A 15686-nucleotide genomic window follows, 5' to 3' on the forward strand; every position below is an offset into this window, starting at 1 on the left:
CCCCGCTTACGCCGACGAGCGATGCTCCCGGCCGTACCGCAGCAGTAGATAGTTGATTTTCGGAGAGCGTCCCGGCCGGAGACGTGCGAATCGGAGAAACTGGATTACTCGGCTTCGGCGGCGGTCGAGTCGATCTTCATCGACTCCATCTTGCCGACGATCTCGTCGACCTTCTCGTCGAGTTCCTCGACGAACTCGTGGGTTCGTTCAGTCGTGATTGCGCCCTGGCTCGACGGCTCGATGAGGTTCTCCTCCTCGAGCACGCGAAGCGAGTAGCGCACCTTGTGGTGGGGGTAGCCGGTCTCGTTCGACATCTTTACGATGCCGATGGGTTCGTTCTCGATGACCATCCGCAGAACCTGCAGATGTCGTTCCAGCATGTCGACCTCTTTCTCAAGTCGGTCTATCATGGCATTTGTTAACTTGTCTTGCCCGCCTTTAAATGTTACCGTAGTCCGCCGGCGAGAAGGGGAGGTGGAAAGCTTGGAGGTGGTAACAATTAACGATTGCGGTGGGAGAAACACGCACCGATTTACCGACCCTGTACACGACCGTGCATCACTCAGCGGCCCGGTACCGTAATTGGTATCACGTTCGTCGTGGAACCTCCGGATATGACCGTCACTATCGTCGGCGCACAGCTCGGCGACGAAGGCAAGGGCGGCGTCGTCGACCTCTACGGCGACGCCGCGGACGTGGTCGCCCGCTACCAGGGCGGCGACAACGCCGGCCACACCGTCGTGGTCGGCGGCGAGGAGTACAAGCTCTCACTCGTCCCCTCCGGTGTCGTCCGCGGGAAGACCGGCGTGCTCGGCAACGGCTGCGTCGTCAACCCTGAGACGCTGTTCGACGAGATCGACGCGCTCCGCGAGCGCGGCCTCGACCCGGACGTCCGGGTGGCTCGCCGCGCACACGTCATTCTCCCGTACCACCGCGTACTCGACGGCGTCGAGGAGGAAGCGAAGGCCGACTCGGACGCCGAGATCGGGACGACCGGACGCGGCATCGGCCCCACGTACGAGGATAAGGTGGGTCGCCGCGGCGTGCGCGTCGGCGACCTCCTCGACGCGGACGTGCTGCGCGACCGACTGGAGTACGTCGTCCCGAAGAAACGGGACCTCTACGAGGTCGTCTCCGGAACCACAGTCGAGGAGGCCGGCGTCGAGTCGGAGTTCGACGTCGACGAACTCTACGACCACTGCCTGGAGTACGCCGACCGCATCCGCGCGGACGACATGGCCGTGAACGCGGGCGACTTCCTCGCCGACCGCATCGACGACGGCGAGGAACTGATGCTCGAGGGCGCTCAGGGCACGAGCCTCGACATCGACCACGGCAACTACCCCTACGTCACGTCCTCGAACCCGACGGCTGGCTACGCCGCCACGGGCACCGGTCTCGGCCCGACCACCATCGGGCAAGGAGAGGTCGTCGGCATCGTGAAGGCGTACCTCTCCCGGGTCGGGAGCGGCCCGATGCCGACCGAACTCGACGGCGACGACGACGACCTCGCGACGTACATTCGCGACGAAGGCGGCGAGTACGGCACCGTCACGGGCCGCCCGCGTCGCGTCGGCTGGCTCGACATGCCGATGCTCCGGCACGCGACACGCGTGAGCGGCTTCACCGGATTCGTGCTCAACCACCTCGACGTGCTCGCCGGCCTCGACGAACTCCGCGTCGGGCACGCGTACACGCTCGACGACGAGGAGGTCCTGACGATGCCCGCGACGACCGAGCAGTGGGCCGACTGTGAACCCATCTTCCGGACGTTCGACGGCTGGGAGGAGTTCGACTCCGAAGCGGTCGCTTCCCAGGGGTACGATGCACTCCCCGCGGCAGCGCGTGAGTACGTCGAGTACGTCGAGTCGGAACTCGACGCGCCTGCGTACGCCGTCGGTGTCGGTCCAGGCCGCGAGGAGACCATCGTTCGACACAACCCCTTCGAGTAGCCGACTCGTCGACCCCCTCCTGTCCGGCCCATCCGCCATCCGGCCCGACCGCCCCCACTCGCAACCCGTACGCTTTTGCCGAGTGGCGCCCTGGTCGCGGGTATGAAAGAAGACCTGATGGACATCGTCTGCTGTCCCCTCGACAAGCAGGACCTCGAACTCGACGTCGAGGAGCGCGAGGACGGCGAAATCATCACCGGAACGCTGACCTGCACCGAGTGCGGCGAGACCTACCCCATCGAGGACGGCATCCCGAACCTCCTCCCGCCGGACATGCGCGAGGAAGCGCCGGCCTGACCACCTACAAACCTTTTTCTTACCGGGGTTCCATCCACCGAGCGTGCCGGAGACGCTGACGGTCCACCTCAATCGGTCGGAGCCACGCGAGGTCGCGCCGGAAGCGGCGACGCTGGAAACCGGCCGGTCGTTCGTGCTCGCGTTCGAGAACCACGGTGGGCCCACGCACGTCCACCTCCACCTCGACGACGCACTCGACGCAGTCGCCCGCCCGACCGGCACCCAGGTCTACGTCGAGGGCGATTCGACGCGGCGCGTCGAGGTGAACCTGCTCCCCGACCACTCCCCCGTGAAGGGGTACATCGACATATCCACCGGGTACGGCGCCGAGAAAGCCCGCGTCAACGTCACCGTGACGGACCCGCGGAAGGACGGCGGAGCGGACGTCGCGATCGACGACTCGCTCGCCGAAAAGCAGACGGAGAACGCCGAGTCGACCACGTCGGCGTCGGAGACAGCCGAAACCACGAAACCGGTCGCCGTCGCCGTCGTCGGCGTCGCGGTCGCGACCGCGCTCGCGCTCTCCGTCTCAGAGGGACTGGGTCTCGTCGTCGGTGGTCTCGCCCTGCTCTGTGGCGTCGGCGCCGCGGGCTACCTGTTGTACGGCCAGTCGTAGCGGGAGAGCCGAGATGAGAGGGTCGGGCTACTCGTGGTCCTCGGGGTACGTCGGCGTACCCGTAAAGCCCTGTTCGTCCATCCGCTTCGCGCGCAGGTACCGCGCCCGGTAGCGGTTCGCGGGTTCGTTGAGATCTGCTTCGCGGATTTCGCCCGTGCTGTCGTCGGCCACCGCGTCGACGAGCGCTTCGAGTTGCTCTTTCTCCGCTGGCGTCAACTCGAGAGTGTACTCGCGGCTCTCCTCGCGCTCCAGGGTCACGAACTTGCGCGCCGCGGAGACGAACACCGAACACGGCTCCCGGCACGGAAACTCGCCGTCGCCGCGGGGGGCCTCGAGTTCGTCGTCCTCGCTCGCGTCCCACTCCCGGCGTTTCACGCACTGGGAGTCGACACAGCACGCCTCGACCGCCCACTCCAGGGCTTCGCGGTCGAGTTGCTCGACGATCTGGTAGATCCCGCTCTGGCGCTCGGCGGTCTCCTCCCAGTTCGTGACGTCGAGGTCGCCGTTCTGTTCACGCCACCAGTTCGCCACCGTCGCGGGGTAGACGTACTCCACGGTCTGCACGAGGTCGGGGGCGTCGAGGTCGACAAACGCCCACCCATGCGGGAGCGTCGGTGCCGTAGAGAGCGGGCGGTAGCGACCGTCGTCGTCGTGTTTCACCAGGTGTCGCGCCTCAAGCGGGTCGGTGTAGGCGTCCACGTTCTCACCCACGTCGTCCTCGTGGCGAACGTCGTAGCGCCGGGTGCCGTCCTCGCTCAGGACGACGGTGACCGCGAGTTCGCCCCAGGTTCGGGTGTGCCCGCCGCGGAGGCCCTCGTACCGCTCCGGAACCGGCAGGTCGTCGGCGCGCTCGTCGGTCGACCCGTCGGTGAGTTCCACGTCAGCGCCCTCCACCCAGCGGAGGAACGCGCGGCGCGCGGTGCCCCGGCCTTCGACCTCACGCTCCCAGTAGTGCCAGTTCGTGGCGTAAGGGTCGTCGGTGCGCTCGCGGAGTTCCGCGGCAGTGAGCACCGCGTCCTCCTCGGCCGTCTGCCAGCGGTAGGCGTCGCGGTACGGTTCGACGGTGAGGCCGTCGAAGTCGATGCCCGCGTCCGCGGCGTCGACGAGTTCGTCGGCGACCGACATCAGTCGCCCCCGTTGATCGCTTGCGACCCTCGGGTTTCCCGCTCGGAACGCGAGCCCTCCGACCCCGTACTCCCGGCGCCGCCGGTCTGCTCGCGCACTCGCTCGATAGCGTCCGTGACGTCAGCACCCGCGTCCGCCGCGCGCTCCAGGATCACGTCGGCGACGAGCGGTTCTGTCCCGACTGCGCCCGAGTACCAGATTCGAACACCGTCGACCTCGCCCGGAACCGGGTAGCCGCCGTCCAGCGCGTCCGCGGTCAGTCCCATGTCCTCAGGGATGTCCTCCTGCGTGTGGAAGCCGTCCGCGACGAATAGCGGTACCACCACGACGTCCTCAGTGTCGACGAGGGCAGCGACGTCGTCGACCTCGGGGTCCTCGTCCATGAACACCGCCTGGACCTCCTCGAAGCGGCCCGTCTCTCGGATGCGGTCGGCGTGGTAGTGCGTCGCCTTCGCGGAGTTCTCGTTCCGCTCGGTGCCGTGCCCGACGACGGCGAGACCGAACCCACCGTCAGACTCCGTCTGACGAGCCGACGAGTGTGACTCGTCGACGGACCCCACGTCCTCGTCGCCCGCGACGCTCTTCGCGCGCTCGACGATGACGTCGCTCATCGAATCGTGGGTCCCCACGGGGCCGCAGTAGTGGACCGTCTTCCCGACGTCCGCGGCGTCGAGCGTGACGTGGTCGGCGTCCGTGCCCTCGGAGTCCCAGTTCTCGTCACCCCAGTCCTCGAGGCGGAGTTCACGCGGGATGACCTGCTCGGTGAAATACCCTTCCGCGACGAACAGGGGGACGACGAACACCTCCTCGGATTCGAGCGTGCGGAGCACCTCGCGGAACGACGGCTCCTCCTTCCAGAACGCTTCGCGAACCTCGTCGAACGCGCCCGCCTCGCGGATGGTGTCCGCGTGCGCGAACGCCGGGTCCGAGGAACCCGGATTGAGGTGCGAGCCGTGTCCGACGATGACCAGGGCCTGCATGCGCGGTGCTTGGGGTGAGACGGCCTTAGGAACTTCGCCATCGGCGTCTCGGCTGGTGGCGATACACTCCGTGGACTGGGACCGACATCCGGTGAGATTCGCCCCTTTTATTCTGGAGTAGTCGGGAGTACCAGAGTGATGGCTTCCTCCGCCCGAACCGCAGCGGTCGCAGTCGCGCTCGCCGCGCTCCTCGCGGCGAGTGGCTGCACCGCGCTCTCCCTCACCCCAGAGGACCACCCCACGCCCCCCACCGAGGACGTCGAGGCGCAGTTCGGCGACCTCGAGACCCTCCAGGCGACGCAGGTGTCGACGTTCGCGTCTACGAACGGCACGTTCGACCACGGAACCGCTGGCAACAACACGACGACGACCCGCTCGCGCGTCCGCATCGACTTCACGGGCACGACCCGTCGGTACAGCCGGCAGCTCGCCTCCCCGAAGCGCGCGGGCGACTTCGTCGTGGTCAACGAGTCGGCGACGCTCGTCTACGACGAGAGCGAGAATCAGGCCACGCGAATTCCGCGGACGCGGAGGCTTCGGATGGGTGACCGCGGGGCTCACCTCGCGCGAGTCGTCGAGGCCGCGCGGAGCGACGGCGCGGTCGTCGAACCCGCGGACGGCGTGTCGCCGCTACCGGTGGTTCCGGCGACGAGTTCGGGGCCTGCTGTTCCGACCCACGAGATAGACGGTTATCGGGTGGAGTACCTCGGCACGCGGACCGTCGCGAACCGGACCGCACACGGCTTTCGCATGACCGCGGTCTCGGCGGCCGCGATGGACCTGAACCAGACGCTGTGGCTGGACTCCGAGTTCTACTATCCGCTCCGGACGAACCAGACGCTCCGGTTCGACAATCAGACGATGCACGTCACGACGCGCCTCGCGAACGTCACGTTCAACGGCGGCCTCCCCGACGACGCGTTCCAGGTCGACCTCCCCGAGAACGCGACCGTCAACACCACAGACGTTCCGGAGACCGAGACGTTCGACTCGAGGGCGGCGCTCGCAGGGAGCGTGGAGACGTCAGTCCCCGACCCGGACGTTCCCGAGGGGTACGCGTTCGAGCGAGCGACTCACATGGACGGGAACGTCTCCTGGGGCGGAGACGACTCGTCGCGCGGGAACATCTCCCAGGTGAGTCTGCAGTACACCGGTGACGGTGGTCGTCTCGTCGTCTCGAAGATGACGGGTGGGGCGGACGACAACGGGTCGTGGACGAAAACGACCGGCGATAACGTGACCGTCGCCGGCCACGACGGTCGCTACTTGACGACGGCGTCTTCGAGTATGGTGACGTGGTCCTGTGACGGTCACTCGTACTCCGTCGTCGCCACGGCACTCGACAGAGACGCCATTCTCGACGTCGCAGCGTCAGTCGCCTGCGAGTAAGGGCCGGGTGGGTCACACCGTCGCTACGGGCGCCGATACAGCGAGTACGCGATACACGACAGGCCCAGTAACTGGCAGACGCGCACGACAAGCCTGAACGGATTCCGAAGCCCAGGGTCGATGACGCCGTACTGGAGGAGCGCGGACCCGACGAACGCCGCCGTGAACGTCACCGCCGTCAGGAGAATCAACCCGATGGAGAGGTACCGCATCGACGTGCTCTCGTGGCGGCGGAACCCGCGGTACGCCTGGTAGCCGACGAACAGACCGAAGACCGTAGACAGGAACGAAACGACGACGATGGCGAGGTAGGTCGCGTTCATCACAGTCCCTCCCACATGCGAGTGAATCGGTCGGCGACGTCCTCGGATTCACACTCCACCGCGGTCGTGAACTCGCCGTCTTCCAGGTCGAGCGTGAGCTCCCGAAACGTCGTGCGGTACACCCGGTGGTGGTTGCCGTCCGCGCTGACGTCGATGGACTCCTCCAGCAGTCCGTGGTCGGTCAGGTCGTCGATGCGGCGGTACACCGTCGCTTTCGACGCGTCACACGTCTCGGTGAGTTCGCTGGCGGACATGGGTTCTGTGCTCGCCGCTGCGAGGATGGCGCGCGCGTGCCCGTCGTCGAGCACCGAGAGCACGTTCGTCGGGTCGCTGTCCTCGCTCACGCCCCCCGGTTCACACCGGGGCGTGTAAAGGCCGTCTGTTCGTCGCAGCGCGTGCGAACGGGGCCGGATATCGAAGGCGTTTATCTCGCCGAGCGCACACCCCGGCGTATGACCCTCGCCGCCGCCACCCGCGACGCAGTCGACGACCACCCGTTTCTCAGGCGCGCGCTCCGCGCCGGCGTCGTCAACCACGCCGCAGCCGCGCGATTCCTCGACGTCGACGGCGACCAAGAAGCCGTCTCCGCGGCCGTCCGCCGGTACGGCGAGGACCTCGCGGAGTACGACGCAGAGAGCCGCGACGCGCCCGTGAGCATGAAATCGGGCGTCGGTCCCGCCGAGGACGGACTGCTCTCAGTCTCTGGCCAGGGATACGGACCTGGCCAAGGCTCGATGACTGCGCTCGTTGCAACCGGGGACGTCGACACGCGCGCGCTCTCTTCCGCACTCGAACGGCTGCACACGGCGGGTGTCGAACCGGACGCCGCTGGCGTCGCCGACGACTCGCTCGTCGTGGTCGTGGAGCGACGCGACGGCGCGAACGCCCTCCGGATAGTCGAGGACGCACTCGACGCGCTTCCGGCGAATACGGAGTAACGTAATCGACCGTCTGTTTCTGCTGACTGACCAACTGCCACCCTGGCGGATCGAAAGCCCTCGGCGCTCTCAGCGAACCCTCGCGACGCAAGCACCGAAACGAGCGAAGCGAATGAGACGCGCAGCGAGCGGCGGAATCTGAGAGCGCCGAGGGCTTTCAGGCAGTAGCGATGGCGTCAGTACTGTCGTCAACTAATCTCCCTCCTGTGACTTCCGACGCTTTGAAACGCTGGCACGCGTAGTTTCGCGCAATGACGCTCTACGTGACGAACACCCTCACGGGCGAGCGGGAGCGCTTCGAGCCACAGGACCCGGACGACGTCCTCGTCTACACGTGCGGGCTCACGGTCTCGGACGACGCTCACCTCGGGCACGCCCGCCTCTGGGTGCAGTCGGACGTGATGTCGCGGTGGCTCGACCATCTGGGCTACGGCGTGCGGCACGTGCAGAACTTCACGGACGTGAACGAGAAGATCGTCGCGCGCATCGGCGAGGACGACCTCGGCGAGGACGAGGCGTCGGTCGCGCGCCACTACGTCGAATCCGTCATCGAGGACATGCGCGACCTGAATCTCGAGCGCGCGACGGTGTACCCGCGGGTGTCCGAGCACGTCCCGGAGATTATCGACATCGTCGAGTCGCTCATCGAGAAGGGCCACGCCTACGAGTCCAACGGCTCGGTGTACTTCGACGTCACCACGTTCGAGGAGTACGGCGAACTCTCCGGGCAGCGAGTCGAGGACGTGGAGGCCCAGGGCGACGAGAACGAGCGTTCGGAGAAACGCCACCCCGCGGACTTCGCACTCTGGAAAGCCGGCCCGGTCTCGCCCGAGGACGCGAACGAGCACCGCGACCCCGACCTGCCGCCCATCGAGGAGCCGGCGGGCCAGACCTGGGAGTCGCCGTGGAGCGAGGGACGACCGGGCTGGCACATCGAGTGCTCCGCGATGAGCATGGCGCATCTCGACTCGAGCATCGACGTGCACGTCGGCGGGCAGGACCTCGTGTTCCCGCACCACGAGAACGAAATCGCCCAGAGTGAGGCCGCGACGGGCGAGCGGTTCGCCGCATACTGGATGCACGTTCGCCTGCTGGAAACGGAGGGCGAGAAGATGAGCACGAGTCTCGGCAACTTCTTCACCGCCAAGAACGCGCTCGCGGAGTTCGGCGTGAACGTCGTGCGGATGTTCCTCGTCTCTACGTCGTACACGCAGCGCCAGACGTACTCGGAGGCCACCATCGAGGAGGCCCAGGAGCGCGCCGAGCGCCTGGAGCGGGCGTACGACCGCGCCGTGGACGCGGTGGACAGTCCGAACGCGTACGCCACCGCGGCGGACGAGGCGTTCCGCGCCGCCGTCGAGGACGCGCGGGCGGACTTCCGCGACGCGATGAACGACGACTTCAACACACGCGGAGCGGTGACCGCGCTTCTCGAACTCGCGACTGCTGTGAACCGACACGTCGACGCTCGCGAGGATGCGGGAGAAGCCGGGACGGACGCCGACGCGCGCTACGACTACGTCGCGCTGAAGGACGCCGTCGAGGCCTTCGAGGACCTGGGCGGTGGCGTCCTCGGCTTCGTGTTCGATGCCCGGGACGATGGTGGCGACGTGGCACTCGCAGATGACCTGGTGGAACTCGTCCTGGACGTTCGCGAGGAGGAACGCGAGGCGGGGAACTACGAGCGCGCCGACGACCTCCGGGACCGACTGGAAGCACTCGGCATCACCGTCGAGGACGACGGCGGTGAGACGACGTTCCGGCGGTAGCGGGACGAAGCGTTCTCGTCGATAGATCCCCCAGAGATGTACCCCCGGAAATACGTCCTCGGCGACATATCGGCGGGACGCGTTGTTCTACCACGCTGACTCGAGGCCAGCAGGTTTATTCGCCCGGACTGAAATCCGTGGGGCATGAACCGTAGACTCGGTATCGGCATCGCGTTGGCTGTACTCGTACTGTCGAGTGGTTGTTTGGGCTTCCTCAGCGGGCCAGTGACGTTCTCCGCGTCGAAGGCGACCGTCTCGGAGAACGCGCTCTCGGAGACGGGCTACGAGAAAGCACGCATCCAGAGCAACGAGGTAACGCGCACGTTCTCGGTGGTCAACCAGTCGAAGAACGTCACCGTCACGAACTGGATATCGATGTACGAACGCAGCGTCGACCTGCCGCTAGGCGGGAACCAGCGCGCTGCGGTGTTCTCGGCGTTCACGACGCCCGAAGTGAGCGTGCTCGGGCAGTCGTTCAATCCCGTGGAGAAGTACTCGAACCGTGAGCTCGCGGCCCTCGCCCAGAAGCAGTACGGGTCGCTGTCCGTCGGTAACGCCGTCGGGAACCGCACCGTCGAGATGCTCAATCAGTCGGCAACGGTGACGAAGTTCGAGGGCCAGGCGACCCTGAAGGGCGGGCAGAGCGTGGACGTCTACGTCCACGTGACGAAGGTGAACCACGGCAGCGACTACGTGGTCGCGGTCGCCATCTACCCGCAGCGACTCGACGGCGAGCAGCAGAAGGTCGACGCCCTGCTGAAGGGCCTCCAGCACGACTCGAGTTGACGACGCCGTTCGGGCTCGTGAACCAAAATCTGTTCTAGCGGTCGGTTGTCGACGCGAGCAACGCGTCTCCGCCAGTCACTTCGACAGTTTCCGCCGGAAGTAGACGCGGCTCGCGATGCCGACCGCGTAGAACGAGAGCACGACGATGAGCAGGACGAGCGCTGTTCCCCAGCCGAACTCCTCGACGGAGAACGGCGCGCCCTGGCCTGGCAACCGACCGCTCGTGATAGACGTGTACAGCTGGTAGGGGAGCGCGCTCCCGCGTTCCATCAGCGCGGCGTTCGAGACGAACGGCGGCGAGGTGGAGAACTCGAATCGCGAGAGCACGTTCGGGTTCCGATTCGAGAACGGGGAGCCGCCGTAGACGAGCAAGAGCGGCGCGGTCTCACCAGCGATACGGCCGACACCCAGGATGATGCCCGTGATGACGCCGGGCATCGCCGCTGGCAACACCGTGCTCCTGATGGTCTGCCACTGGCTGACGCCGAGCGCAGCGCTCGCGTCCCGGTACTCGTCCGGAACCGCGGTGATCGACTCGTAACTCGTGATGACGACGAGCGGGAGAAGCATGAACCCGAGCACGAGTTGGCCCGCCAGCAGGGACTTCCCGCCGCCGATCCGGGGGACGAGGAACGCCAACCCGAACAGTCCGAACACGATGCTGGGTGTGCTCCAGAGGCCGTTGGTCGCGACCTCGACGACTTGTCGGAACCGACGGCTCTCGGTGTACTCCGCGAGGAAGATGGCCGCAGCGAGCCCCAGCGGCACGGCGAACAGCATCGCGCCGAGGACGAGCCACAGCGTGCCGAGGATGGACGGCGCGAGTCCGGGAACGTCGATGAACAGGCTCTGGGAGACGTTCGTGACGAACGGCACCTTCACGTCGAGGAACGGGACGGCGTACCCAATCCACGGCAGGTCGACGTGGCCGCCGAGACCGACGTGTGCGTTCGTGGTCAGGGTGTCGAAGCCGTTCACGACGATGAACCCGACGAGCAGCGCGAGCACGCCGAGCATCCCGAGCACGCTCAGTCGGACGAGGTAGAACGCGCCGCGCTCGCGGCCACGCGTGCCGAAGCCGGCCCGGGCTTTCGCAGCGCTCCACGACCCGACGAGGGACGCGACGATGGTCAGGCACGGCACCAGGATGGAGCCGACGAACGTCGCGGAGATGTCCCCGGGAGACCACGACCAGCCGGTGTCGATGGTTCCCGTCACGAACAGCACGCCGAGGAACGCGAGGAACACCGCGGGTGGGAACGTCGAGCCGACGTCCTCCCGGGGAAGCACGCCGAGCGCGGCGACACCTACGCCGAACACGAATGCGGTTGCGACCCAGCCAGTAGGGCCCATGCCGATGGTCTGTGACGCGACCAGACCGCCGGTGACGAAGCCGACGGTGCCGAACAGCAGGCCGACGACGTGACCGGCAGTCGAGGACGGCGTCGCGGACACGTACCCGAGCCGGGACGCGGCCCCGACGCTCGCGATGCCGACGGCCATCACGACGAGGAGTGCGCCGAACACCGTGAACAGGTCCGCGCTGGGGACTGGCCCCGCACCGAGGACGGGCGTCTCCCCGTTCAGCCACTGGAACAACACCCCCCAGCTCGCGAGGAACAGGAGCGCGCCGAGGGCCATCACGCCCGTCGACACGTACTCCCGGAACGTCGTCTCCGTGGAGACGAGCGCGTTCTCCTCGAGCGCGCTCATCGGTCACCACCGTACCTGCTGCGCATGCGGGCCTGGATGACCTGTGCGGTGACGCTCAACACCAACACCATCACGAACAGGACGACGCCCGCCGCGAACAACCCCTGGACGTGGCGGCCGCCCGCGTTCCCGCCCTCGAACGCGATGACCGTCGTCAGCGTCTCACCGACGCCGCCGAACACGTCGTACACCGGGTCGGGGAACCCCTTCGTGTGGGGAATCATCACCGTCGCCGCCATCGTCTCCCCCATCGCGCGGCCCACGCCGAGGAGCACTGCGGCCGACACCCCGGAGAACGCCGACGGGAGCGTGACGCTCTTCATCGTCTGCCAGTTCGTCGTGCCGACGGCGAGCGCACCGCTTTTCATCGATTCGGGGACCGTCGAGAGCGCGTCCTCGGCGACCGACACGATGGTCGGCAGCGCCATGATGCCGATCATCACGCCGACGGTGAAGTAGTTCCCAATCGTGGACGTCTGGAACTCATCGTAGAAGAAGTCGTTCACGACGACGAACCCGATGAACCCGTACGTGATGGAGGGAATCCCGGCCATCAACTCGATTCCCGGTTTCACGACCTCACGCACACCATCGGACGCGATCTCGCTGACGTACAGCGCGCCCGCGATGCCGACCGGTGCGGCGACGAGCGTCGCGATGAGGGTCGTCACCATCGTGCCGACGATCATCGGCGCGAGCGACCACGGCGTCCCCTCGCGAGGCGGCCAGAGCGGTTTCTCCGAGCGGTACAACATCTCGAATCCCATCTGCTCGAACGCCGGCCACGCCCGCACGAAGAGGAACGTCACGATGAGCGCCAGGACGCCGACGGTGGCGACGGTCATGACGAACGTCAGGCCGCGCGCGGTCGTCGCCTGATACCGAACCCAACCGACGACGGAAAACACGAAGAACGACGCCACGGGGACGACTGTCCAGCGCGAGTGCTGGTAGAACAACACGAACGCTGCGACGAGCGACAGCGCCGTGATCGCGAGGACCACGAGTCCGGCGTCGTCGTTCCGGGACCGGTAGTTTTCGAAACGTTCGGTGACTCTGGATAACATGATATGAAACCTGGGTGTCTGTCTTGTGCGCAAAGACGGGCCGGAGTGGATGACAGTGACTGGGTTCGGCCCGGGTCGACGGCGCGTTACTCGTACTTGCTCGGCGCGACCTTCTGGCGCTGGGTTTCGAGGCGGTCCTGGGGCAGCGCGAAGTAGTTGTTCGACTTCACGAAGAACTCCTGGCCGAAGTCCGAGAGCACGAAGTTGATGAACGCCGCCTCCTGGCGAGACGTGTCCTCCCACGTGTACGCGTGGAGGTCACGGGAGAGCGGGTACTCCTTCGCGCCGAGATTCTTCCCGTACTCGTAGGTGGTGTCGCCGATCTGCAGTCCGATGGGCGGCACCTGGCCCTCGGGCTGGACGAACGCGAGCGCGAGGTACGAGATGGCGTTGTCGGCCTGCGCGACCGCCTGCTGGAGTTGCTGGTTCTTCCCGTAGCGCTGGTCGGGGTCCGTGCTCGCGTTCGGGTCGCCGAACACGTTGTTGCGGAAGGAGGTCGCCGTCCCGGAGTTCTGCGCGCGACCGAGGACGAGCATCTCCCTGTCCGGGCCGCCGACGTCGCTCCAGTTACTGATTTCGCCCTTGTAGATTGCTTTCAGTTCGTCGATGGTGAGCTGGCTGACGCCCGCGTCGTGTATCTCCTTGCTCACGACGATCGGCTGGCCGTCGACGCCGACGACGTGGTCGACGAACTTCTCCATCTTCGCCTCGGGGACGTTCTCGCCCTCCAGTTCGGCGGCGGCCGGAGCGCTGGAGTCGCCGATGTCGACGCGCCCCTCCATGACGCCCTCGACGCCCGTGCCGGAGTGGCTCAACGCGATGCTCACGCGGAACGGCGGCACCGAGCGCTTCCCCGTCGCTTCCCAGCCGTAGAGCCCCGCCCAGTAGTCGGCGAGGCGCTTGTCGGTGCCGTACTGGTTGGCCCACTCCGCCGGCCAGTAGTCGCCGTCCCCCTTCTCCGGATTGGAGTTCCAGTAGCTCGCCGCGGTGTTCGTGATGGGGAACACCGTCGAGGAGCCGTCGCCCGTGAGCGTGTCCGTCGCCAGGCTCTTGTTTGGTTTGGCGGTCGTTGCAGGGTTCTGTGCATTCCCGCCACTGGTTGTCGATTCGTCGTTCCCGTCCTTCGGGTCGGAGTTGCCCTGACAGCCGGCGAGCAGCACCGACCCGACGGCGCCAGCCGACACGATGAACTTCCGACGCGACGAGCCACCAGACAGACGCGCTGATTCCTGCGTCATCAACTGGGCGGAGACAGAACAGTAGTAAACCCGTTTATAATAGGTGTACGGCCCGCTCCCGGGCGAAACCGAGAGATATTGCTTGAACCCTACCGAACAGTTCCCTATATACGCCACAGTAGTTCGGTGGCCGCCCCGGGGAGTCGTGTCCCGGGCCAGTCACACCAGCGGGTGACGGGCTACACCGCCAGCGGAACCAGTAACACTCCCATGAGGTGGACCCGTCGCGCGCCGAACGCCGGCGGAACCGCCCCGATCACGGTCGCCACGGCGAGCAGAACGACGCCAACCCAGCCAGCGAACAGGTAGGCGAGTACGACGAGGAGCACGCAGACGGCGACGGTCAGCCTGCGGTGGTCGGTAGCCCGCACGAGTCGGAAGTAACGGTCGCCGAGTACGGGAACGAGGACCGCGCCGGCGCACGCTGCGAGCGCGATGCTCGCGAGCAACAGCGGGAGCGTCCGGGGGAGTCGAGCGCGCTCGAACGCCACCAGCACACCGGTGTGGGCGTCGCCGAGCGCGAACAGTGCGAACAGCGCGAAGACGGTGTTGGCTGTGTTGACGCCAGAGAGCGCCGCGACGAACGCGCGGTCGCCGTCCGCTCGGGTCGCCTCGAGCGCGCCGATGGCCGCGATGGCTCCGGAGACGCCCGGGACGTACGCGACGGCCGCGCCGGCGAGACTGCCAGCGACGCCCGGCCCGGCGACGTCGCGGGGTGTGGCAGCGACCGCCGCGTCGTCCTGCTCGGGGACGCCACCGCCGCGGTACGCCGCGAGCAACACGGGAGCACCGAACAGACCCGCGAACAGCGGCGACAGCACGTCCCCAGTCGGGACAATGCTCTGGGGATTCAACGGGAGTGAAACAGTGCCGAGCGCGCCGCTGAGTGCGAAGGCGAGCAGGCCGCCGGCGCGCGCCCGCCACGTCCGCTCGCGCGCAAGCAGAAATCCGACGAGCGCGACGACCACCACCGTGAGGTGCGCGTACACCAGAGGAGCGACGCGGCGAGCGACCCACGTGACCGGAGCGCCGAGCACGAACGCGGTCGCCACAGCGACGCCGCTCCCCACCGCCGACACGCGCAGCGCCTCCCTGCCCCTGCCGCCGAGCACGAGGCGGTGTCCGGGGAGCGCAGTGACAGCCATCGCCGCGTCCGGCACGCCGAGCGCGAGCGTCGGCACGATGTCGAGAAACGAGTGCGTGACGCCCGCCGCGAGCAGCGCGGCGCCGACGAGATGCGGTGGCCCCGGGACGAGTGGCGCCGCCGCCGCGAGCAGCAACGCGAGTGTGTTCACGTGCAGTCCCGGCACCAGCCCCGAACACGTACCGAGCGCGACGCCCGCGAACACCGCAGCGAACGCGGCCGCTGTCGACCCGGGAGCGACGAGCACGCGAACGCCGAGGACGTCCATCGAACGGGGTTGGTCCCGCTCTCGTACTTGAACCCTCGCGGGCCAGTCGGGCTCCGACCGTGTGGTGGTTTCGTCCCGGTG

General features: G+C 67.1%; 16 protein-coding genes. 7 read left to right on the plus strand and 9 right to left on the minus strand.

Annotation, left to right across the window (positions count from 1 at the left end; all coding sequences use genetic code 11):
- Positions 1 to 104: 104 nt before the first annotated feature.
- Entirely contained in the window at positions 105 to 410 is a 306-nt protein-coding gene (locus LT970_RS06260; RefSeq protein WP_232688611.1) for a hypothetical protein, read from the minus strand.
- Positions 411 to 614: 204 nt separating this feature from the next.
- Here LT970_RS06260 and LT970_RS06265 point away from each other — a divergent pair, with 204 nt between their 5' ends.
- From LT970_RS06265 to LT970_RS06275, 3 genes are all read left to right on the plus strand, one after another.
- Positions 615 to 1952: an adenylosuccinate synthase gene (locus LT970_RS06265; RefSeq protein ID WP_232688612.1), complete on the plus strand. Its 1338-nt coding sequence runs from the start codon at positions 615 to 617 to the stop codon at positions 1950 to 1952.
- Between the two features lie 102 nt (positions 1953 to 2054).
- The gene (locus tag LT970_RS06270; RefSeq protein ID WP_232688613.1) at positions 2055 to 2249 is read left to right on the plus strand and encodes a methytransferase partner Trm112; all 195 of its coding nucleotides are present in this window, start codon (positions 2055 to 2057) and stop codon (positions 2247 to 2249) included.
- A gap of 43 nt (positions 2250 to 2292) precedes the next feature.
- Positions 2293 to 2865 carry a DUF7524 family protein gene (locus LT970_RS06275; protein WP_232688614.1) on the plus strand — a complete coding sequence of 191 codons (573 nt, stop codon included), beginning with the start codon at positions 2293 to 2295 and terminating at the stop codon, positions 2863 to 2865.
- A 27-nt stretch (positions 2866 to 2892) separates the two neighbouring features.
- Here LT970_RS06275 and LT970_RS06280 read toward each other — a convergent pair whose 3' ends face one another.
- Positions 2893 to 3990: a DR2241 family protein gene (locus LT970_RS06280; RefSeq protein ID WP_232688615.1), complete on the minus strand. Its 1098-nt coding sequence runs from the start codon at positions 3988 to 3990 to the stop codon at positions 2893 to 2895.
- Positions 3990 to 4970: a CbiX/SirB N-terminal domain-containing protein gene (locus LT970_RS06285; RefSeq protein WP_232688616.1), complete on the minus strand. Its 981-nt coding sequence runs from the start codon at positions 4968 to 4970 to the stop codon at positions 3990 to 3992. Before LT970_RS06285 ends, LT970_RS06280 begins: the two co-directional genes overlap by 1 nt.
- A 138-nt stretch (positions 4971 to 5108) precedes the next feature.
- Between LT970_RS06285 and LT970_RS06290 the strand changes: the two genes are divergently transcribed.
- The gene (locus tag LT970_RS06290; protein WP_232688617.1) at positions 5109 to 6359 is read left to right on the plus strand and encodes a LolA family protein; all 1251 of its coding nucleotides are present in this window, start codon (positions 5109 to 5111) and stop codon (positions 6357 to 6359) included.
- 23 nt (positions 6360 to 6382) lie between these two features.
- On the opposite strand, the gene LT970_RS06295 is transcribed toward LT970_RS06290, so the two are convergent.
- Together LT970_RS06295 and LT970_RS06300 are read right to left on the minus strand one after the other, a co-directional pair.
- The gene (locus LT970_RS06295; RefSeq protein WP_232688618.1) at positions 6383 to 6682 is read right to left on the minus strand and encodes a DUF7521 family protein; all 300 of its coding nucleotides are present in this window, start codon (positions 6680 to 6682) and stop codon (positions 6383 to 6385) included.
- Positions 6682 to 7026, minus strand: a complete 345-nt coding sequence (locus tag LT970_RS06300) for an ArsR/SmtB family transcription factor (protein WP_232688619.1) — start codon at positions 7024 to 7026, stop codon at positions 6682 to 6684. The genes LT970_RS06295 and LT970_RS06300 overlap by 1 nt, the downstream gene beginning before the upstream one ends.
- 108 nt (positions 7027 to 7134) lie before the next feature.
- Between LT970_RS06300 and LT970_RS06305 the strand changes: the two genes are divergently transcribed.
- The 3 genes from LT970_RS06305 (at position 7135) to LT970_RS06315 (ending at position 10175) form a co-directional block, all read left to right on the plus strand.
- Positions 7135 to 7620 (plus strand): DUF7523 family protein, encoded by a 486-nt coding sequence (locus tag LT970_RS06305; protein WP_232688620.1) that lies wholly within the window; start codon positions 7135 to 7137, stop codon positions 7618 to 7620.
- 251 nt (positions 7621 to 7871) lie between these two features.
- Positions 7872 to 9389, plus strand: coding sequence for a cysteine--tRNA ligase (gene cysS / locus LT970_RS06310; RefSeq protein ID WP_232688621.1), 1518 nt, complete (start codon positions 7872 to 7874; stop codon positions 9387 to 9389).
- 144 nt (positions 9390 to 9533) lie between these two features.
- A complete protein-coding gene (locus tag LT970_RS06315) occupies positions 9534 to 10175 on the plus strand; it encodes a DUF6517 family protein (protein ID WP_232688622.1) in 642 nt (213 codons plus the stop codon).
- Positions 10176 to 10250: 75 nt separating this feature from the next.
- Here the strand turns inward: LT970_RS06315 and pstA are convergent, their stop codons facing one another.
- From pstA to LT970_RS06335, 4 genes are all read right to left on the minus strand, one after another.
- Positions 10251 to 11888 (minus strand): phosphate ABC transporter permease PstA, encoded by a 1638-nt coding sequence (pstA, locus tag LT970_RS06320; RefSeq protein WP_232688623.1) that lies wholly within the window; start codon positions 11886 to 11888, stop codon positions 10251 to 10253.
- On the minus strand, positions 11885 to 12955 hold the full coding sequence (pstC, locus tag LT970_RS06325; protein ID WP_232688624.1) for a phosphate ABC transporter permease subunit PstC: 1071 nt from the start codon (positions 12953 to 12955) through the stop codon (positions 11885 to 11887). Before pstC ends, pstA begins: the two co-directional genes overlap by 4 nt.
- An 86-nt stretch (positions 12956 to 13041) precedes the next feature.
- On the minus strand, positions 13042 to 14193 hold the full coding sequence (locus tag LT970_RS06330) for a PstS family phosphate ABC transporter substrate-binding protein (protein ID WP_232688625.1): 1152 nt from the start codon (positions 14191 to 14193) through the stop codon (positions 13042 to 13044).
- Between the two features lie 179 nt (positions 14194 to 14372).
- The gene (locus LT970_RS06335) at positions 14373 to 15605 is read right to left on the minus strand and encodes a tripartite tricarboxylate transporter permease (RefSeq protein WP_232688626.1); all 1233 of its coding nucleotides are present in this window, start codon (positions 15603 to 15605) and stop codon (positions 14373 to 14375) included.
- Between the last annotated feature and the right edge of the window lie 81 nt (positions 15606 to 15686).

This window comes from Halobacterium zhouii (genome assembly GCF_021249405.1).
GTDB classification, from domain to species: domain Archaea; phylum Halobacteriota; class Halobacteria; order Halobacteriales; family Halobacteriaceae; genus Halobacterium; species Halobacterium zhouii.

Excerpts from the sequence above, each read along its gene's own strand:
- LT970_RS06315 (WP_232688622.1), top strand. The coding sequence starts at position 9,534 with ATGAACCGTAGACTCGGTATCGGCATCGCGTTGGCTGTACTCGTACTG.
- LT970_RS06280 (WP_232688615.1), bottom strand. The coding sequence starts at position 3,990 with ATGTCGGTCGCCGACGAACTCGTCGACGCCGCGGACGCGGGCATCGAC.
- LT970_RS06265 (WP_232688612.1), top strand. The coding sequence starts at position 615 with ATGACCGTCACTATCGTCGGCGCACAGCTCGGCGACGAAGGCAAGGGC.
- pstC (WP_232688624.1), bottom strand. The coding sequence starts at position 12,955 with ATGTTATCCAGAGTCACCGAACGTTTCGAAAACTACCGGTCCCGGAAC.
- LT970_RS06330 (WP_232688625.1), bottom strand. The coding sequence starts at position 14,193 with ATGACGCAGGAATCAGCGCGTCTGTCTGGTGGCTCGTCGCGTCGGAAG.
- LT970_RS06285 (WP_232688616.1), bottom strand. The coding sequence starts at position 4,970 with ATGCAGGCCCTGGTCATCGTCGGACACGGCTCGCACCTCAATCCGGGT.
- pstA (WP_232688623.1), bottom strand. The coding sequence starts at position 11,888 with ATGAGCGCGCTCGAGGAGAACGCGCTCGTCTCCACGGAGACGACGTTC.
- LT970_RS06295 (WP_232688618.1), bottom strand. The coding sequence starts at position 6,682 with ATGAACGCGACCTACCTCGCCATCGTCGTCGTTTCGTTCCTGTCTACG.
- cysS (WP_232688621.1), top strand. The coding sequence starts at position 7,872 with ATGACGCTCTACGTGACGAACACCCTCACGGGCGAGCGGGAGCGCTTC.
- LT970_RS06270 (WP_232688613.1), top strand. The coding sequence starts at position 2,055 with ATGAAAGAAGACCTGATGGACATCGTCTGCTGTCCCCTCGACAAGCAG.
- LT970_RS06260 (WP_232688611.1), bottom strand. The coding sequence starts at position 410 with ATGATAGACCGACTTGAGAAAGAGGTCGACATGCTGGAACGACATCTG.
- LT970_RS06335 (WP_232688626.1), bottom strand. The coding sequence starts at position 15,605 with ATGGACGTCCTCGGCGTTCGCGTGCTCGTCGCTCCCGGGTCGACAGCG.
- LT970_RS06305 (WP_232688620.1), top strand. The coding sequence starts at position 7,135 with ATGACCCTCGCCGCCGCCACCCGCGACGCAGTCGACGACCACCCGTTT.
- LT970_RS06290 (WP_232688617.1), top strand. The coding sequence starts at position 5,109 with ATGGCTTCCTCCGCCCGAACCGCAGCGGTCGCAGTCGCGCTCGCCGCG.